Genomic DNA, 17,981 nt, shown 5'->3' with positions numbered 1-17,981 from the left:
AGGTTCGCTTTCTGTGCTTCCCACTGTAGGACGCAAGAGACGCCAGGAAACCAGCAAGTCGCGCCAGACTTCCAGCAGACTGCGCCAATCTTTCTCTCCGTACCAGCTCCGTGACCGCGTTGCAGATGCCCACGCAGGGCCTTGAGGGTTCCATAGATGAGGCCCCGACCGCCTGGTTGGTCAGCCGCACTTTGCGAGGCGGCTCTTGCCGTGTGATTGGGTAGTCCTCAGTTCAGGCGCATGGCGCTGCGAGCGGTGTCTGGGGTCTGACCAGTCCATTCCAGGAAAGCGCGGTAGAAGGAGTTGGGATCTTCGAAGCCCAGCAGGAAAGCGATTTCACCGCCAGTCATCGTGGTGCTCCCGAGATAGTGGCGAGCCAGACTTTCCCGTGTGGTGTTGACGAGGGCGCGGAAGTTCTCCCCCTCGTCTTCAAGGCGGCGCTGCAAGGTGCGCTTACTCATCCCCAAGCGCTCGGCGGCTTTTTCGACGGTGGCCGTGTTGCCAGGGAGCAGCTCCAGCAGTACTGCGCGCACGCGCTCGCCCGTGGTAGCTGTCGCATTCAGCTCGCTGAGCCGACGGCGCAGGTCGGGTTCGAACACGCGCCACATGCCCTCATTCACGGTAAGGAATGGTCGAAGCGCATCCGCTGCGGCAAAGCGGATGCTGGGGACATCTCCGCGCTGCACGGGGACACCGAAAAAGCTGTCGTAGCGACGTGCGCAGGAGCTGGGCGCAAGTTGCGGTAGTTCCACACGCAGCGCCTCGACCGGCTCGCGCGTCGCCATCCGTACAAGGCGCAAAAAGAACGCCACTTCGGCCACCTGCAGCGAGTACGGCACCTCGGTCTGCACCGACAGCCAGCGCGGCGACACGGTAAGTGATCCTTCCCCGTTCACGTCCACCTCCAGACTCATGGGCGCTACGAGTTGCTTGTATTTGGCAAGGCGTTGCACTGCCTGCATCAGGTTGGCGCTGCACAAGGCGGCGAACAGGGGCGGACGAATACCTCGGCCGACACCTTGTCGACCAGGTGTAGCGGAAACATGGGATCTCCCGCTTCCTGCTCCAATGCACGCCAGAAGCGGAAATACTCCTCCGTATCAAGACCGCGCTCCGAGTGAGAGAACAGGTCTTCGGGCAGCGCGGCCTTGCGCAGCACATGCTCATGCTTCATGCCGAAGTCTGTCAGCAGCGTGCGCCAGCCGATGTTCAATGCAAAGGTGAGCTTGCGTGCCATGCGAATGCCCCTGGAAACGATGATGACCAGACGCGGATCTGGCAAGGGACAAGCTTAGCGCCGCACGATAATTGGAAACATGCAAAATGCGCCACGTCGATGGCAATGCGTGCCAATCTATGAGGCCCCATGATGTATCGGGATTGGTGTTGCAGCGTGGAAGGGTGCGTGAGCACACTTGGCCTGAGACTCGACAGCGAATATTTTTTATTGAGCGACAGACATCCTCATACGGATCCGCTCAGAACTGCGTTAGCCCACCACGGAGACCCGTTTCATGCTCGCCGCGTTTGCCACCCTGCTGATCTTCCAGTGCCTGGGCGAAGGCATCAGCCACGCCCTTGCGCTGCCTGTTCCAGGGCCTGTGATCGGGATGTTGCTGCTGTTCATTGCCCTGCTCGCCTCACCCGCATTGATGGAGCGCATGGAGGCCACGGGCAATGCCTTGCTCAGCCATTTGTCCTTGCTGTTTGTCCCGGCAGGGGTCGGCATTGTGGCGGCCGCTAGCAGCGTGCAGGGGCACTGGCTGGCTGTGTTGGCGTCGCTGATCTTGGGGACGACGCTGACCCTGACTGTCACGGCGCTGGTGTTGCGGCTGTTGTGGCGCGATACGCCGACTGAGGGCGCTGTGGGCGATGCTCAATCATCGGCAGGATTCTCAAGTACGGCTTCCTCTGGCGAGGCACCATCAGCCTCTGCCCGACCGACCGTGACCAAGGCTGTCGGTAACGCGGTTACGCCCACACAAGCCCCCTGACCATGCCGCACTTCTACGAACTTTCCTCGATCTGGGTCTACCTGTCGGCATCGCCCCTGATGGGCTTGACGCTGACCTTGTGCGCCTACGTCATCGCTTTTTCGATTTATCGACGCCTGCGCTTTTCTCCGCTGGCCAATCCCGTGGCGATTGCAATCGCCATCATCGTGGCCATCCTGAGCCTGACTGGCACGTCCTATCAGTCTTACTTTTCCGGTGCTCAGTTTGTCCACTTCCTGCTCGGGCCGGCCACGGTGGCCCTGGCGATTCCGCTGGCACGCCAGATCAAACGTCTACGCCGCAATTTCATTGCGCTGATGGCAGGCCTGCTGGCGGGCTCGGCGACTGCCATCCTGTCGTCGGTCAGCATCGTGGCGTTTCTAGGTGGTGGGCGGCAGTTGGCGGTGTCGGCCGCACCGAAATCCGCCACCACGCCGATTGCGATGGCTGTTGCGGAACAATTTGACGGTCTGCCGGCTCTGACTGCCGTGCTGGTCATCAGCACCGGCATTTTTGGTGCGATCACGGCCCGCTTCCTTTTCAACGCCTTGCGCGTACGCACGCCCGAAATTCGGGGCTTTGCATTGGGCGTGGCATCTCACGGCATTGGCACCGCACGGGCTTTTCAGGTGAACGCAGAGATGGGAGCGTTTGCCGGACTGGGCATGGGCCTGAACGGCGTGCTGACTGCTGTGCTTACGCCGTGGCTGCTGCCCAACGCAGCAGCATGGTTCTACGGGGTCTGAGAAGGATCACACCGTATCGGCGCAGACATCTTGAAACGCCTGCGCCAATCCAGAATTCACACCGGCTGAGCGGCTCGCGCTGCGCCGTGGCTGACCAACCACTGGTGGAATCGCGAAAAGGTTGCACGGGCGGCAGCTACTGCAACTGCATGTTCATGCGGTTGCAGCGCGGCTTCCAGCTGCTGACGGAACAGTCGCCAGGCCGGGCCTGTGGCTTCAATGTCGCCACCGAAGTAGGCGCAGCCACTGTTCTCGTCGATGTTGAAATGCTTCATCAGACGCGGGCCGATGATGCGCGCGCCCAGGCGCGAACCAATCATCACGTAGCTGCTGCCGTAGAGCCCTGCACGGGTATGCGTGTCGGGCAGCGCATCGCCGCTCGCAAGCGGCAGCAGATCGGCATCCACACCCAAGGCCTCAAGGTCTTGTCGCAGCTTGCCGGCCTGCGCCTGCAGGCTCAGGCCGGCTTCAACGGCCTGCGGCAGTACCTGAGCCTCCCAGGCTGCAACAAAGCCGTAGAAGGCCGCCAGCGTGCGCAGGTATTCCTCGGGCCGATAATCGTCACGCATCAGATCAAGCGACGCGTCCAGCGTTGCGTGGTTGCTGCTGGTGCCTGCACGCAGCGCTTCCAGCGCGGAAACCTGCTCTTCTGCCTTCACATCACTCATGCCAGATTCCGGCGCTCGATGCGCTTTGCCGACATCAATGCCCGCTCCAGCCGGTCGAAGTCGATCGGCTTGGTCATGTGTTCCGAAAAACCTGCCGCAATGCTGCGCTGAATATCCTGCTGCATGCCGTAGCCGGTGATGGCAATTGCCGTCTGACCCAGCGTCATGTCGAAGTCTTTCAACACGTCGATGCCGTCGCCATCGGGCAAGCCCATGTCGCACAGCAAGACGTCGAAATCCTGTTGCGACAGCACGCGCTTCGCAATGCTCACGCGGCTGGCAACGGTGCATTCATAGCCCATCAACGACAGCAACTCGTTCATCATTTCGGCCGCATCTTCGCTGTCTTCCACCAGCAGAATGCGTAGGTTGCCCTGGGACTGTTGCACGTTTGAGGCCTCGTCTTGCAATTCAGAAATCTGCTTGTCGTAGACCGGCAGCACCAGCGTGAAGCTGGACCCACGGCCAATGCCCGGGCTGCTGACACTCAGGCGACCCCGGTGTTGGCGTGCCAGGGAATCGGCAATGGCCAGGCCCAGCCCAAGACCGCCCCGCTGGCGCTGGGGGTCTTCTTCGCCTTGTTCGAACGCCACAAAAATGCGCGAGAAATCCGACTCGGAAATACCAATGCCGGTGTCGGTAATGCGCACCTGCACTTCGTCGCCCTGAACTGTCAGGCTGGCGTCAACACGGTCACCACGTGACGAAAACTTGATCGCGTTCTTCAGCAGATTGGACAGGATTTGCTGCAGGCGCAGCGCGTCGGCCCACACATTGATCACCCCCGTATCGGCCGCCACGCGCATGGTGATGCCCGCTGCCAGCGCTTCCGGCCGGAAGCTGTCGGCGGTATTGCGCAACAGGGTCGAGAGATCAACCACATCGAGCGTAATCGGCAGCTTGTCGTTGACGATGCGCGAAATGTCCAGCAGGTCATCGAACAGACGGGCCTCGGCCCGCACATTGCGCTGAATCAGCTCTACCGAGCGTCGGTTGATCTCCGACAGACTACCGTCGAAAGCCAGAATGCCGACCGCCGCAGAGATCGCATTCAAGGGGCTGCGCAACTCGTGCGACAACACGGCCAGGAAGCGGTCCTTGGCACGATTGGCGATCTCGGCCTGCTCTTTGGCGGCCACCAGCAAATCCGCGGCAAGCCGCGCATCCGTGGTGTCACGAACAATGCGCGAGTATCCCCGGGGCTTGCCGTCGACCACGATGGCAGTCGTGACAATCGCTGCGTGAAAAAGGGTGCCATCCTGGCGACGCAACCAGCGGTCGCTGGAGATACTGCCGGCGTCGGTCGCCGCCTGCATTTCGTCGCGCGGGCTGATGTCGGTACTGTCAGGCACTTCGAACAGGTCACAGGTCTGGCCTGCCACCTCGACTGCCGAATAACCAAAGATCCGTTCCGAAGCGGCGTTCCAGCTGGTGATGACGCCAACTTCATTCAGCGATGACACCGAGAAGTCGCGCAGGGTTTCAACCAGCTGGGAAAAGTAGCTTTCCCGGTCGGACAGGCGAGCTTCAGCCAGCGCACGGCGACTGCGCTCCTGCGCCTCGGCCAGCGCCCGGGTGACCACCATCGGCAAGCGCTCCAGGCGCTGCTTCAGCACGTAATCGGTCGCCCCACTGCGCACCATGTCCACGGCACGCTCTTCGCCCAACATGCCAGAAACCACGATGAACGGGGTTTGTGGTGCCAGGGTCTGGGCAATATGCAGCGCAGCTGCGCCGGTAAAGGAAGGCAGATGGAAGTCCGACACGATGATGTCGTACCGGTCGTTCGACAAGGCAGCACGGAAGGCTGCTTCGTTGTCTACCGTGGTTGCATCAATATCCAGACCAGCGCGCTCAAGCTTGAACAACGCCAGTTCGGCGTCACGCGCATCGTCTTCGACCATCAACAAACGGGTCTTCACGGAAGCAGCACCAGACATCTCGCCCGGATCGCCAGAAGGCAACAACATTCCTTCTCCTATTGTCTGGCGTCGCGCAGCAAGCGCATCGAGCCCGGTGGCGGCTCGTTCACAACGGCCCAGAACACACCGATCTCGGAGATCGCTGCAACAAAATCAGGGAAGCTGACAGGCTTGACCACGTATGCATTGACGCCCAATTCGTACGCCTGCACCAGATCGGATTCTTCCTGCGAAGACGTGAGCATGACGACAGGAATGCTGCGCAGGTTCGCGTGCTCGCGAATCGTCCGCAAAACCTCCAGGCCGTCGACCTTGGGCAGCTTGAGATCAAGCAGGATCACGGCTGGATTGCCATCCAGCCAGCTTTCGAACGCGCCGCGACGCAGCAGGCAATCCAGCGCATCTGCGCCATCGCGCACCACGATCACTTCATTGGCCAACTGACTGCGCTCCAGCGCAAGCAAGGTCAGCTCCAGGTCCTTTGGGTTGTCTTCGACGAGCAATATCGGTTTCAGCATAATCAGTTCGGTAAAGTTTCGTCTTTGGCCAAGGCCTGCGCCGTCTCGGCATTCGGCAATGCCAGGTAAAACGTGGCGGACATGCCTTCTTCGCTTTCGGCCCACACCCGTCCACCGTGGCGTTCGACAATACGCCGAACATTTGCCAACCCGATGCCGGTGCCTTCGAAATCTTCCATGCGATGTAGACGCTGGAATACGCCGAACAGCTTTCCCACAAAGCGGGGGTCGAAACCCACGCCGTTATCTTTCACATACATCACCTGCTCGAAATCGGTAGCACTGCTGCCGATCTCGATACGTGCCTGCTGCCGGGTGCGGGTGTACTTGATCGCGTTCGACAGCAGATTGCGCAAGGCAAGATGCAGGAATGAGCCGTCCCCATACATATTGGGCAGCTCACCGATCACCCATTCAATATTACGACCCTGGGTATCGGGTGCAAGTTCACGAATCACCTGCTGCACCAGGGCGTCGACATCGACCTCACGCATGGTCAGGGCTGATCGGCCCATCTGCGAGAAGGTCAACAGCCCGTCTACCAGCAGGCCAGCGAACTGCGCAGCCTCGTTGATGTGTTCAAGGTAGCGCGCCGACCGGTCAGCCAGCTTGTCGCCTTCCATCTCGCTCAGCAATTCAGCATAACCGGCGATATGGCGCAACGGGGCACGCAAGTCGTGCGACACACTGTAGGAAAACGCCTCCAGCTCCTTGTTCAGCCGCCCCAGTTCCAGCGCCAGTTCTGCAAGTTCTTCAGCGCGGCGCAGCACCACGCTAAGCACCGTGGTGCGCATCTCGGCAGCGGCATCGATCTCGGCACGTTGCCAGGCCAAAGACCGTTCGCGAAGAATCTCTTCCCACAGCGTGAAGCTGGTGCGCGGCGACAGCCTGCCCAGATCATCGGCGTTCTTTTCCGGCCGACCTGCCCAGTTGACGGTTCGCTGCACCTCGGGGCGGAACCACATCACATAGTTCGGGTGGCGTTCCGAGATCGAGATTGCCAGCAGACCGCTTGCCACGTCGGCAGACGCTGCGAATTCCGGTGCGATCCGGGGGAAGCTGTCAGTGTGAAACACCTCGCGTTCGCCACGTTCGAACAACCAGCGAGCAATATCTACCACCACCTCGCGAGCAGGCGTTGCACCGGCCATATCGCAATCGGCACCGTAGACCACGGCAGCGCCGCCGGCACGCGCAAATTCCAGAATGGGCTGGTACGAGCGCGTAAGACCAATGCCCAGACGATCACGGTCAGACATGGCCGACAGCATGCGCACCATGATGTTGCGCAATTCCAGGCGGCGCAGCGCATCGCTGTTGGCCTCTTTGGCTTCGACCTGCAGAGACAGCATGCGACCCAGCACATCACATGCAGAACGGGTGTGCATGGACACCGGTTTCGGCGTGGCGTGATGGCAGGAAATCAAGCCCCACAAACGTCCTTCGACGATGATGGAAACCGACATCGACGCAAGCGTGCCCATGTTGCGCATGTACTGCAAATGCACCGGTGACACACTGCGCAAGCCACACAGACTCATGTCCAGCGGCAGACTCGTGTCCGGGTCATGGGCAGGCACGATGGGAGACGGCACGTAGTCAGCGTCGTGGATCACCCGGATGCGGTTACTCAAATACAGCGCGCGTGCCTGCGTCGGAATGTCCGACGCGGGAAACCGCAATCCCAGGAAAGATTCGTAGCCCTCATCGATCACTTCGGCATTGACGTAGCCGTGGCCATCGGCATCGAAGCTGTAGGTCACCACGCGGCCATAACCGGTCAGGCGTTTGACCTCTTCCGCCGCCGTGGCACAGATGGCGTCCACAGTCTGCGCTGCCTGAATGCGCGACACAAAGGCATTCACGACCGGGTACATCGACGCAAACTGCGCCTGCGAGGGCGCTGCCGCTGGCTCCAGCTCGGCAATGATCAGGTCACCACGCCGATGCAACAGCAACTCGAACCGCTCACGCAGCCCGCTTGCCCCCAGCAGGTTGATCGATCCGGCATGCATCGGGCCATCTGCGGCAGCCAGCAATTGCTCGGCCGCATCTTTCAGCGACGCGCCCAGCTCTCCGCGTAATACCGCCACCGATTGGCCGATCAGGTTTTCTGGCGTCACCGCCAGAAACGTGGATAAATTGCCGCTGACGTGCCGCACCACTCCATCGCGTTCGACAAAGGCAATCAGAAATCCATGGGGCTGGATCGCACCTGGAATCTGGATCGGCTCCCGCGCGCAATTTGCTTCGAGCTGCGCGATGGCGTCGTCAGAAAGCATGATTTCCCGAAGAAAAATGGATGAAGCGGGCGAATGCCCAAGGCGGTGGCACGGGCGCTGATCCACGCAAGACACAGCAATCGCGTGATGAGATAAACGTCGCAAAGCCTGACATTCTAGCGAACTTACTGGAGCGTAAAACTATTGACGGAGCGGTTAAACAAAAGGAAGCAAAGCAGCAAAAAATGTTCCTGACCATATTTCCTGTTCGTATCGCCCGTCCGTTTTTGATTTGCGTTTCCGTCAGTTTCCAAGCACCCAAACCATATACGGCAATTCAACAAGGCTGGCTTCACGCTACGGCCAAGGCCTCGCGCTGCACCACATAGTCGGCTGTCTCGAACACGCCTTCGAATGCGTAAGACACCGGTCCCGTGGACTCTACCCTGCCATTGTCCAGCCACTCGATCACAAGCGCGCCGCCATCCAGTTCAACCGTCGCGCGGCGATCAGTCAGGCCGCGGCGATGCGCCGCCACCAAAGCCGCACACGAACCCGTGCCGCAAGCAAGCGTCAACCCCGGACCACGCTCCCAGACGCGCAATCGCAGCCGGTCAGAAGCCAGCACTTGGGCCACGCCAATATTGGCACGCTGCGGAAACATGGGATGTCGCTCAAGCGGTGCGCCCAGCGCCGTCATATCGATGGCGGCAAGATCAGGAACAAAGAAGGTGACATGGGGATTGCCCATGCTGGTGGCGACCGGGTCGGCCAAGGGGCCGAGGGCCACGTCCACATGAAGCGTGTCGGTAGCCTGAGCAAGCGGAATGGCATCCCATTGCGTCTGCGGCACACCCATGTCAACCGCGTAATGCGTGCCCTGTCGCCAGGCGTAGAGCATGCCCGCCACGGTCTGGATGGCCACGCGATCACGACCGGTTTCGGCAAGCATCAGGGCACCGACGCAGCGTGTGGCATTGCCGCAGGCTTCGCATTCCCGACCGTCGGGGTTGTAGATGCGCATGAACACATCTGCGTCTGAACGCATGGCGCTTTCCAGCACCACCACCTGGTCGCCGCCAATACCCCGCTGACGGTCAGACACAGCGGCGATCACGTCAGGCGTCAGCGCATCGACGAGCTGAACACGCGCGTCGATGATGATGAAATCATTGCCCAGACCGTGCATTTTTCGAAAGCGGATTTGACTCACGGACTGCCCCAACGCATGCGGCAAAGATGGCAATCGCCCGATGCGCCCCCCGCAGCATGGGCACGGCATCATTGTAGTGTGCCGATTTGTGCCAAGACACGGTCCAGGTTTTAGCCAAATGTGACGCTACCGTAGAACTTGCCCCGAACTCGCGAGCTTTGTTGCAAATCCTGCAAAAGCGCCACGAACTTGCTGGCGGTTTACAGGCTCAATACCGGCGGCGTTCATGCTTTTGAACGGTTGATGGGTTGGCAAAGCAAGGGCGGAACAAGCAATGGATCGAATACGTGCGATGGAGATTTTTGTGCAGGCAGTCGATGCCGGCAGCTTTTCAGCCGCGTCGCGGAACCTGAGTACCTCAGTCGCCAGCGTGACCCGGTACGTGGCGCATCTGGAAGAACGTCTGGGCATCCGCCTGATTCAGCGCAGTTCGCGCAAACTGTCGTTGACCGAAGGAGGCAGCGCCTATTACGCCCGCTGCCGGCAGATTCTGGAAGACCTGGCCGATGCAGACTCAGAAGTAGGTGCTGCGGCCGTGCAGCCGAAAGGTGTCATCAAGCTGAGCGTGCCGGTCAGCTTCGGCATTCATCACCTGGCCCCGCGTTGGCCCGACTTCCTGTCGCGCCACCCAGATATCTTCCTGGAACTGAGCGTTACCGATCGCCTGGTCGATCTGCTTGAAGACGGCTTCGATGCCGCCATACGGGTGGGCCGCCTGATCGACTCCAGCCTGGTCGCCCGCAAACTGGCCCCTGCACGCATGGTGGTCTGCGCCTCGCCCGCCTATCTGGCCCGCTACGGCACGCCAAGCGTGGTGGCAGATCTGACCGAGCATCTGTGCATGTCGAACAGTTATATGACGCCCGGAGACGACTGGACGCTGTGTCGACAAGGCGAAGCCCAGAAGGTGCGGGTTACCGGGCGCGTGCATGCAAATAACGGCGACACCTTGCGCGCCGCTGCACTTGCTGGCCAGGGCATCATCGCGCAGCCTTCTTTTCTGGTCGGCACCGACCTGGCGGCGGGCAAGCTGGTGGAGGTGCTGCCCGGCTGGGAAATGCCGGAAATGGGCATCTACGCGATTTACCCGAGCCGCCGCCATATGTCGGCCAAACTGCGCGTGCTGCTGGATTTCCTGACGCAAGCATTCGGACCAAGCCCCGACTGGGACAACTGGCGCAAGCTTGCGGCCGATGCGGCGTAAGTACGGGCGTAGGCAGGGGGCGAGCGCGGTAAACTGGAGGCCGAATTTTCAATCAAAGCAGCCTGACCTTCATGGCCCGTTCCCGCAATCCCGTTCGTCCCCGTCTCGGCCGCGATGCCGAACGCCTTATCGCACTGGCCCTCGCGCTCGACGGCTCTGGCAGTCGTGTCGAAGACCGGTTCTGGGAGCGTGAACTCGAATCCCTGGTGACCAAGCAGTTGCAGTCCGAGCAAGACGGCGCTCTCGATCAGGCGCTGGACCACCTGTTGCCCAAGCACCCGGGCGGCTACGAAATGCTGGTCGAAATCGCCGAGACGCTGTCCGAGTCGATTGTGTTGGAGCGTGATGGCGAGCGCTACGACGTGCTGCTGATCGTGGCTCCCGTGGCAGCCTGGACGCGTTACACCATCCCGGTCGGCCCGATTCGCAGCGATGCCCTGGATGCCCTGCGCGCGCAGTTGCACGGTCACATTCTGGCCGCCGACGTGTCGCTGGCCTTGGCACCGACGCTCTACAGCATCGATCAGATGCCGCGCAATTTCGGCACCACGCGCCAGTGGTTGAAGCAACTGGGCTCTGAAGCCCTGGGCCTGCCCTTCACGTCCTTGCGCTCCGGTAACGAGGAGATCGCCAATCTGTTGGCGGATACGCGTTATGTGGTGGGTGCGATTGCGGTGAAGGAAGGCGGTGCGTTCTTCCGCTGGCAGGAGAACATGGGGCGTGAGGCGAATCGGGAAAGTTGCCTGGCTGCCTGGGTGGCGCAGGCAGAGCCGACGTTTGCGAGTTTGCTGCCGGGTTGCGGCATCGAGGTTCTGTTGCCGGACGCGTATTACGTGAGCAACCGCGAGGCGGATCGTCGTGTGCGTCCGCTGTCGGTGCGGGCGGCGGTGGCGTGGTTGGCGGGTGCGTTGACGCTTGAGGCGTCGCAGATTCGGGCGGTGATTGCGGGCTGCGGGGAGTCGCAGGTCGAGGAGTACCGGATTGGGTTTACGGCTCGCAATCGTAATGAGGTGGTGTATGGGACGGTGTGGCCGGTGTACGGTCGCGAGGACGATGCTGCGCCTGACGCGGATCCGCAGGATGAGATTGTGGAGTTGCTAAATTCCTTGGGCGTGTCTGATGTTCGCCGGATTGGTGAGCTGTTGCGGCCTGAGTTTTGTGACGATTGCGGCGTGCCGTTTTTCCCGGATCCGACGGGGGAGCTGGTGCACGCGGAGATGCCGCAGGAAGCGGATACGGCGCCTACGCATTTTCATTGATTGCGGTTTTGGTTGTGACGGTTTTCGCGTTCTTTTGCCAGCCGCGTTTTTGCTTGTGACGGTGTGGTCGTTCTTGAGTCAGTCGCGGGTGGTGGGGCCGGATTGGCTGCCCCGCTTGACTTAGGCGTCGGGTCTCCGCCCTCCACCTTGTCCAGAAGGGCAGCCAACCCGGCCCCACCACCCGCGCCTTCAAGCTTTCTTGGTGAAAAAACGTATGCCGCCTTTGGGCGGCTTCTGTTTTTCTGGCTGCTTGGTGCTGGAAGCGGTTCTCGGCATACATCGGCCACCATTCCTGCAAGCCAAACGGCCGGCGCCGGGGAATGGCTGGCCAAGTCGCCACGAAGCGATTTCTCCGGCTCACGATTCGGTAGGTTCTTCAGCTGCCTTTTACGACAGCGCCACTGAAGAAAATTTGCGCCTCTGCTTGGTGGTGGGGTGACACCGAAGCGGGTGGCCGCCGCGTCACGGCATGCATAGAGCGGCAGCGACGATCGTGGCGCTGGCGGCTGATTTGATACATGCGTTCAACGGACGTACGAAGGCTTTCGCACACGCTTAGCAGCATCAGCGTTTACTACCGTTCTGCATCGTTCCGAACTTTTTTCACTGCCTCGAACGTTCAGTGCGCAGCCTTTAATACGCTGACCTTCAACGCCCCGCCTTTTCGTCGCATTACCTGATGCGCGGCCACCCGCTTCCAAGTCACCCCACCACCAAGCAGACGCGCAAATTTTCTTGAGTGGCGCTGCGGTAAAAGGCTGCTGAAGAACCCACCGAATCGTGAGCCGGAGAAACCGCTTCGTGGCGACCTGGCCAGCCAGTCCCCAAGGCCAGCCGGGTGGTGGTTAAAGAATCGTGGCCAGCTAACGCCGAGAGCCAAGTCCAGCACCAAGCAGCCAGCAAAACGGCAAACGCCCAAAGGCGGGATTTGCTTTTAACCAAGCCGTCTTGAAGGCGTGGGTGGTGGGGCCGGATTGGCTGCCCTTCTGGACAAGGTGGAGGGCGGGAGCCCCGACGCCAAAGTCCAGCGGGGCAGACGAGCCGGCCCCACCACCCGCGACTGGCTCAAGAACGACCACGCTGTCGCAAGAAAAAACGCGACTGGCAGAAGAACAACCACACCGTCACAAACAAACCCCAACTCAGGGAACAATCACCAGTTTCCCCGTCGCCCGCCGATCCCGCAGATCAATCAAAGCCTGAGCCGTTTCCGCCAGCGTATACGTCCGCGACACATGCGGCCGCAACCTCCCTTCCGACAGCCAGCCCAACAAGCTAGCCATCCCCGCCTCATGCGCCAACGGCTCACGGCGCACAAACTCGCCCCAGAACACACCCACCAACGACGCACTCTTCAAGAGAGCCAAATTCCACGGTACTGCCGGAATCTGCCCATTCGCAAAGCCCACCACCAAATACCGCCCCCGCCACGCAATACTGCGGAAAGCAGGCTCCGCATACTTGCCGCCCACCGGATCGAACACCACATCCGGCCCACGCCCATTCGTATGGCGCTTGATCGCCTCGCGCAAATCCTCTTCCTCGTAATTGATCAACGCATCGGCCCCGTGCTCACGACACAGCGCCAGTTTGTCAGCACTCGACGCCGCCGCAATCACCCGAGCACCCACCGCGCGCGCAATCTCGATCGCAGCCAAGCCCACGCCGCCTGAGGCCCCCAACACCAACACCGTCTCGCCCGCTTTCAATGCAGCGCGATCACACAGCGCGTGCCACGACGTGCCGTAGGTCAACGTAAATGCCGCAGCCGTCTCGAAACTCAATCCTGGCGCCATTGCATGCGTCGCGTCAGCAGGCGCAATGACCTCCTCGGCAAACCCACCCAGATTGCAGAAGGACACCACCGCGTCACCCGGGCGCAGGTGCACCACATCGGACGCAACCTCGATCACCTCACCCGCAACTTCGTTGCCAGGGGTAAAGGGCAAGGCCGGTTGCTGCTGGTACTTCTTCTGCACGATCAGCACGTCCGGGAAATTCACGCCAGCTGCACGCACACGAATGCGCACCTGGCCGGGCTGCAAAGCCGGCAGAACCACCGATTCCAACACCAGATCTTCGGGTGGGCCCCACGCCTTGCATACGATCGCCTGCATTGCTGCTCCTGGACAAAATTGGTCTCGACCGATTATGCCGCCCGTTTCACGGGTTTCCCGCCTGCGAAGGTTTGGCACATAATCAGGAATAACCCGGGCTGCCGTGGCAGCCACCATCCGTTTAGCCGGAGACCCGATGTCCAAGAAATCTCAACGCAAGCAAATCCTCAACGGTGCTGACGAGCTGCCAGTGCTGCTGTTTTCGTGGCCCACCCCCAATGGTCACAAGGTGCACATCCTGCTGGAAGAGCTGGACATGCCCTATAGCGTGAACGCCATCGATATCGGCGCGGGCGACCAGTTCGACCCCGACTTCCTGGCGCTCAGCCCGAACAACAAGATCCCGGCGATCCTCGATCCGAATGGCCCCGATGGCGAGCCGTTCGCGCTGTTCGAATCGGGCGCGATCCTGCTGTATCTGGCCAGCAAGACCAACCAGTTCCTGGGCGAGACCGATGCAGAACGCTTCACCGTCTTGCAGTGGCTGATGTTCCAGATGGGCGGGCTTGGCCCGATGCTTGGTCAGACGCACCATTTCCGCAACTACGCGCCCGAAAAAATCGAGTACGCGATCAACCGCTACACCAACGAAACCAAGCGCCTGTACAACGTGCTGGACAAGCGCCTGGGCGAAAGCGAATTTTTGGGCTGCGATGAATACACCATCGCCGACATCGCGGCGTGGCCGTGGGTTCGTTCTTACGAGAACCAAGGCATCGTGCTGGAAGAATTCCCGAACGTGAAACGCTGGTTCGAAACCATTGCCGCACGCCCGGCTGTGCAGCGTGGCGTGGCCGTGCTGGCAGAGCTGCGCCGCCCGATCACCGACGACAAGGCCCGCGAAGCCCTGTTCGGCGCACAGCAATACCAAAAACGATGAGCGCCATTGTGACCCCGCCGTTGGTGCTGTCGATTCAATCGCATGTGGCTTACGGCCACGTTGGCAACGCAGCGGCCATGTTGCCACTGCAATTGCTGGGTGCGCAGCCGGTGGCCGTTCATACGGTGCAGTTCTCCAACCACACCGGTTACGGCGAATTCAAGGGACAGGTGTTTTCTGCCGAGCACATCAACGATGTGCTCGATGGACTACGTGCGCGTGGCGTGTTGGAACGTTGCCAGGCCGTGTTGTCGGGCTACTTGGGCGATGCCGCGATCGGAGAAGTGATCCTGTCGGCCGTCCAGGAAATCCGCAAGCAGCGGCCCGAGCTGGTCTACCTGTGCGACCCGGTCATGGGCGATGTGGGCCGTGGTGTGTTCGTGCGTCCAGGCATCCCGGACTTCCTGCGCAGCCGGGCCTTGCAATACGCCAGCATCATCACGCCGAACCACTACGAGTTCGAACTGCTGCACGGCACCTCCATCGAGTCGACCCAGGCGGCTGTCGATGCTGCGCGCGAATTGCTGGGTAACCCCCGCAATCCGGGGCCGCAGACCGTCATCATCACCAGCCTGCGCACTGCGGACCTGCCGTCAGATCAGTTGAGCACACTGGTGGTTACGGCCGATCACGCGTGGGTGATACATACCCCGTTCATCGACCTCGATCCGCTGCCCAATGGCATGGGCGACGTGTTCTCGGCGGTGGTGCTGGGGCACGTGGTGAACGGTCGGCCGATTGAACAGGCCGCTGCGCTTGGCGTCAGCAGCCTGTATGCGCTGGTGTCGCGCACCCTGCCAGGCAAGCGGGACCTGCCGCTGGTGGCCGCACAGGATCAGCTGATACGGCCCAGCGAGATGTTCCAGGCGCTCAGCCTGACGTAGCCGCCGTGGCGCTGTAGCGAGCGCCCGCGTCGCGCACGAAGGTGCGGATCGGATCACGATAGAACTGATCGCCGATCCCGCGCCTGCCGGAATGGTTGCCGCCCTCGATCTTCACCAGACGGCGGTAGCCATCCGGCACCGAGGTTGCGGCTTTCAGCAGTTCTTCGCTCATTCGCAGCGGAACAAACCCATCGGCCGTACCGTGAAGCAGCAGCAAGGGCGTATCGACACGCGAGAGCTTGCTGCGCGAATCGAACTGCTGCGTTACCAGCGCAGGCAGACCGGGAATCCAGCCCCAGCGCAGCGTGCGCACCATGTCGGCAATGCTGGTGAAACTCGACTCCACGATCAGCCCGGCAAAGGGCTCGGCCTTGACGTTGTAGGCCGCCAGGTGAACCGCCACCGCGCCACCCAGGCTATGGCCGTAGACGAAGCGCTTGGCCGGGTCCGGCTCGCGCCTGGCCAGTTCTTTCAAGGCTGCCAGACCGTCTTCGTAGGCGGTATCTTCCGAGGGCAACCGGTTGGTCGATTTACCGAAACCGCGATAGTCGATGGCCAGCACCGAGAAGCCCATCTCGGTCCAGTTATCGAAGCGGAAGGCGCTGCCATTCAGGTTCCAGCGGGCACCGTGCAGGTACAGGACCGTGGCAGCCTTGGGATCGGGATTCTTCCAGTACCAGGCATGCACCTGATCGCCATTGGCCAGGGGAATGTTGAACTCTTCCGTGCCACGCGTGGGCTCTTGGTACCAGCGACTGTCAGTCGCTACCGAGAAGATGGTCTTGCGCTGCCAGGCATCGAACGAATTACATCCGGTCACGCCCAGCACGGCAACAATCGCCGCCGCTATCCAGCGTCGAGGACGAGCAATGATCTTTTTCATGGGCGAGGTGGCGGTGTTCATAGCAATAAGACTGTAACCAGCGCGCTTGGGTTCCGCGCTGCAACAATATGCATGGGCATTTCCAATATTTCCCCACAATTAGCTTCGGTAGCAGTGGAAAGCAGCACGAAAGCTACGAAACGGCAAAAATACCGCAATCCATAGGCAGCAATGCGCTCATCCAGGGCGGGCGGTTATCCTAGGCACCCGCCCGCACAACGGGTCTTACGGAGTGGTGATTTGCAGATCGATCTGTTCTGTCGCGTTGTCGACAATTATGGCGACATCGGCGTGTGCTGGCGGCTTGCCCGCAGGCTGGCGCACGACCACGGGGCCAGTGTGCGCCTGTGGGTCGACGATCTGGCGAGTTTTTCCCGCATTCAGCCCGGGGTGGATGTTGGCACGGTCCAACAGCAGGTAGCAGGCATTGATGTTGTGCATTGGACGGCAGATGCGCCCGATTTGCTGCCTGGCGACATGGTCATCGAAGCCTTTGCCTGCGACCCGCCACCGCGCTTCGTCGACCGGCTGCGCGCGGCCAGTCCGCAGCCGATCTGGCTCAATCTGGAATATCTGAGCGCAGAAAATTGGATCGAAGACTGTCACGCCCTGCCCTCGCACCGGCCCGATGGCACGCTGAAGTACTTTTTCTTCCCCGGCTTCACCCCGCGTACCGGTGGCCTGTTGCGCGAACCGGGCCTGATTGCGGAACGCGACGCGTGGCAACAGAACCCTGCCGCCCAGGCCGAGTTGCTCGCCCGCCTGGGTTTGCCCGCCCGCACACCGGACACCCGCTTGGTCACGCTGTTCTGCTATCCGCAAGCACCTGTCGATGCCTTGCTGGCAGGCTTGGCCGATGCGCCGGGTGAAACCTTGCTCGCAGTCCCCCAAGGTGCTGCCCCCAGTCTGACGGCGGGCCGCTTCAACAACGTTACGGTAGCCCGCTACCCGCTCGTGCCGCAGGAAGATTTCGATCGGCTGTTGTGGACGGCCGATCTGAACCTGGTGCGCGGAGAAGATTCGTTTGTACGTGCACACTGGGCGGGTCGGCCGATGCTGTGGCAGATCTATCCGCAGGACGAAGATGCGCACTGGGCCAAGCTTGACGCATGGTTGTCGCATGCCGGCATGCCCGCAGAAATCGAAGTATTGAATCGCAGCTGGAACGGTCTGGTGACGCAGCAGGCATCTGCGGCAGACTCGTTCGCAAAGGGGCTTGCGAACGGGCTTGCAAACGGGCTTGCCAACGCGCTTTCCGAGCCTTTGCACACGGCATGGACCACGGCGACAAAAGGCTTCACTGAGGCGCTGGCACAACAGCCCGACCTTGCCGATCGGCTGATGACTTTTGCCCGCAATCGATCTGCAAGCGCCATGCGTATACAATAGTTCGTTTTGCTGCACTCATGGATCTTGGATCTGCCTACATGGTTGGTCATTGATTCAACCGGGATTCAACCCGTAGTCAGCG

Annotated in this window: 16 protein-coding genes and 1 pseudogene; 8 read left to right on the top strand and 9 right to left on the bottom strand. The window is 61.0% G+C overall.

All coding sequences use genetic code 11. The features are described from left to right. Window positions 1-227 precede the first annotated feature (227 nt). Both FXN63_RS27265 and FXN63_RS27260 read right to left on the bottom strand, forming a co-directional pair. Window positions 228-962 (bottom strand): AraC family transcriptional regulator, encoded by a 735-nt coding sequence (locus tag FXN63_RS27265; protein ID WP_281290864.1) that lies wholly within the window; start codon window positions 960-962, stop codon window positions 228-230. Beyond that, complete coding sequence (locus tag FXN63_RS27260) at window positions 962-1,237, bottom strand: AraC family transcriptional regulator ligand-binding domain-containing protein (RefSeq protein WP_281290863.1); 276 nt, start codon at window positions 1,235-1,237, stop codon at window positions 962-964. Before FXN63_RS27260 ends, FXN63_RS27265 begins: the two co-directional genes overlap by 1 nt. A 277-nt stretch (window positions 1,238-1,514) precedes the next feature. On the opposite strand from FXN63_RS27260, the pseudogene FXN63_RS09990 reads away from it, so the two are divergent. Further along, a pseudogene (locus FXN63_RS09990) lies at window positions 1,515-1,874 on the top strand (CidA/LrgA family protein); the annotation flags it as partial. A gap of 122 nt (window positions 1,875-1,996) precedes the next feature. Continuing rightward, window positions 1,997-2,740 carry an LrgB family protein gene (locus tag FXN63_RS09985; RefSeq protein ID WP_148814512.1) on the top strand — a complete coding sequence of 248 codons (744 nt, stop codon included), beginning with the start codon at window positions 1,997-1,999 and terminating at the stop codon, window positions 2,738-2,740. A gap of 56 nt (window positions 2,741-2,796) precedes the next feature. Here FXN63_RS09985 and FXN63_RS09980 read toward each other — a convergent pair whose 3' ends face one another. From FXN63_RS09980 to FXN63_RS09965, 4 genes are read right to left on the bottom strand one after another with little or no spacing between them, the layout of a single operon-like run. Beyond that, complete coding sequence (locus tag FXN63_RS09980; protein ID WP_148814511.1) at window positions 2,797-3,408, bottom strand: biliverdin-producing heme oxygenase; 612 nt, start codon at window positions 3,406-3,408, stop codon at window positions 2,797-2,799. Continuing rightward, window positions 3,405-5,378, bottom strand: coding sequence for a response regulator (locus tag FXN63_RS09975; protein ID WP_148814510.1), 1,974 nt, complete (start codon window positions 5,376-5,378; stop codon window positions 3,405-3,407). Before FXN63_RS09975 ends, FXN63_RS09980 begins: the two co-directional genes overlap by 4 nt. An 8-nt stretch (window positions 5,379-5,386) precedes the next feature. After that, window positions 5,387-5,848, bottom strand: coding sequence for a response regulator (locus tag FXN63_RS09970; RefSeq protein ID WP_148814509.1), 462 nt, complete (start codon window positions 5,846-5,848; stop codon window positions 5,387-5,389). Between the two features lie 2 nt (window positions 5,849-5,850). Beyond that, on the bottom strand, window positions 5,851-8,130 hold the full coding sequence (locus FXN63_RS09965) for an ATP-binding protein (protein WP_148814508.1): 2,280 nt from the start codon (window positions 8,128-8,130) through the stop codon (window positions 5,851-5,853). A gap of 20 nt (window positions 8,131-8,150) precedes the next feature. Here FXN63_RS09965 and FXN63_RS09960 point away from each other — a divergent pair, with 20 nt between their 5' ends. Then, complete coding sequence (locus FXN63_RS09960; RefSeq protein ID WP_148814507.1) at window positions 8,151-8,459, top strand: hypothetical protein; 309 nt, start codon at window positions 8,151-8,153, stop codon at window positions 8,457-8,459. Here FXN63_RS09960 and dapF read toward each other — a convergent pair. Beyond that, the gene (dapF, locus tag FXN63_RS09955; RefSeq protein ID WP_222864020.1) at window positions 8,423-9,283 is read right to left on the bottom strand and encodes a diaminopimelate epimerase; all 861 of its coding nucleotides are present in this window, start codon (window positions 9,281-9,283) and stop codon (window positions 8,423-8,425) included. The two genes, FXN63_RS09960 and dapF, sit on opposite strands and share 37 nt — an antisense overlap. A gap of 274 nt (window positions 9,284-9,557) precedes the next feature. Between dapF and FXN63_RS09950 the strand changes: the two genes are divergently transcribed. After that, a complete protein-coding gene (locus FXN63_RS09950) occupies window positions 9,558-10,487 on the top strand; it encodes a LysR family transcriptional regulator (RefSeq protein WP_148814506.1) in 930 nt (309 codons plus the stop codon). 71 nt (window positions 10,488-10,558) lie between these two features. Further along, window positions 10,559-11,746 carry a DUF2863 family protein gene (locus FXN63_RS09945; protein WP_148814505.1) on the top strand — a complete coding sequence of 396 codons (1,188 nt, stop codon included), beginning with the start codon at window positions 10,559-10,561 and terminating at the stop codon, window positions 11,744-11,746. 1,142 nt (window positions 11,747-12,888) lie between these two features. Here FXN63_RS09945 and FXN63_RS09940 read toward each other — a convergent pair. Beyond that, window positions 12,889-13,863, bottom strand: coding sequence for an NADPH:quinone oxidoreductase family protein (locus tag FXN63_RS09940; protein WP_148814504.1), 975 nt, complete (start codon window positions 13,861-13,863; stop codon window positions 12,889-12,891). A 136-nt stretch (window positions 13,864-13,999) separates the two neighbouring features. Here FXN63_RS09940 and FXN63_RS09935 point away from each other — a divergent pair, with 136 nt between their 5' ends. Further along, the gene (locus tag FXN63_RS09935) at window positions 14,000-14,743 is read left to right on the top strand and encodes a glutathione binding-like protein (protein WP_148814503.1); all 744 of its coding nucleotides are present in this window, start codon (window positions 14,000-14,002) and stop codon (window positions 14,741-14,743) included. Beyond that, on the top strand, window positions 14,740-15,627 hold the full coding sequence (gene pdxY / locus FXN63_RS09930; protein ID WP_148814502.1) for a pyridoxal kinase PdxY: 888 nt from the start codon (window positions 14,740-14,742) through the stop codon (window positions 15,625-15,627). The genes FXN63_RS09935 and pdxY overlap by 4 nt, the downstream gene beginning before the upstream one ends. Here pdxY and FXN63_RS09925 read toward each other — a convergent pair. After that, a complete protein-coding gene (locus FXN63_RS09925) occupies window positions 15,614-16,510 on the bottom strand; it encodes an alpha/beta hydrolase (protein ID WP_148814501.1) in 897 nt (298 codons plus the stop codon). The two genes, pdxY and FXN63_RS09925, sit on opposite strands and share 14 nt — an antisense overlap. A gap of 240 nt (window positions 16,511-16,750) precedes the next feature. Between FXN63_RS09925 and earP the strand changes: the two genes are divergently transcribed. Further along, window positions 16,751-17,899, top strand: a complete 1,149-nt coding sequence (gene earP / locus FXN63_RS09920) for an elongation factor P maturation arginine rhamnosyltransferase EarP (protein ID WP_148814500.1) — start codon at window positions 16,751-16,753, stop codon at window positions 17,897-17,899. Window positions 17,900-17,981: the final 82 nt, after the last annotated feature.

Source organism: Pigmentiphaga aceris, from assembly GCF_008119665.1.
GTDB lineage: Bacteria > Pseudomonadota > Gammaproteobacteria > Burkholderiales > Burkholderiaceae_B > Pigmentiphaga > Pigmentiphaga aceris.
Note: the sequence above shows the minus strand (reverse complement) of the source record. Positions and strands in the feature narration are given on the sequence as shown.

Bases quoted from the DNA above. Each gene is read 5' to 3' on its own strand.
- FXN63_RS09950 (WP_148814506.1), top strand. From the start codon at position 9,558: ATGGATCGAATACGTGCGATGGAGATTTTTGTGCAGGCAGTCGATGCC.
- pdxY (WP_148814502.1), top strand. From the start codon at position 14,740: ATGAGCGCCATTGTGACCCCGCCGTTGGTGCTGTCGATTCAATCGCAT.
- FXN63_RS27260 (WP_281290863.1), bottom strand. From the start codon at position 1,237: ATGGCACGCAAGCTCACCTTTGCATTGAACATCGGCTGGCGCACGCTG.
- FXN63_RS09980 (WP_148814511.1), bottom strand. From the start codon at position 3,408: ATGAGTGATGTGAAGGCAGAAGAGCAGGTTTCCGCGCTGGAAGCGCTG.
- FXN63_RS09975 (WP_148814510.1), bottom strand. From the start codon at position 5,378: ATGTTGTTGCCTTCTGGCGATCCGGGCGAGATGTCTGGTGCTGCTTCC.
- FXN63_RS09985 (WP_148814512.1), top strand. From the start codon at position 1,997: ATGCCGCACTTCTACGAACTTTCCTCGATCTGGGTCTACCTGTCGGCA.
- FXN63_RS09970 (WP_148814509.1), bottom strand. From the start codon at position 5,848: ATGCTGAAACCGATATTGCTCGTCGAAGACAACCCAAAGGACCTGGAG.
- FXN63_RS09925 (WP_148814501.1), bottom strand. From the start codon at position 16,510: ATGAAAAAGATCATTGCTCGTCCTCGACGCTGGATAGCGGCGGCGATT.
- FXN63_RS09965 (WP_148814508.1), bottom strand. From the start codon at position 8,130: ATGCTTTCTGACGACGCCATCGCGCAGCTCGAAGCAAATTGCGCGCGG.
- FXN63_RS27265 (WP_281290864.1), bottom strand. From the start codon at position 962: ATGCAGGCAGTGCAACGCCTTGCCAAATACAAGCAACTCGTAGCGCCC.
- FXN63_RS09940 (WP_148814504.1), bottom strand. From the start codon at position 13,863: ATGCAGGCGATCGTATGCAAGGCGTGGGGCCCACCCGAAGATCTGGTG.
- FXN63_RS09935 (WP_148814503.1), top strand. From the start codon at position 14,000: ATGTCCAAGAAATCTCAACGCAAGCAAATCCTCAACGGTGCTGACGAG.
- FXN63_RS09945 (WP_148814505.1), top strand. From the start codon at position 10,559: ATGGCCCGTTCCCGCAATCCCGTTCGTCCCCGTCTCGGCCGCGATGCC.
- FXN63_RS09960 (WP_148814507.1), top strand. From the start codon at position 8,151: ATGAAGCGGGCGAATGCCCAAGGCGGTGGCACGGGCGCTGATCCACGC.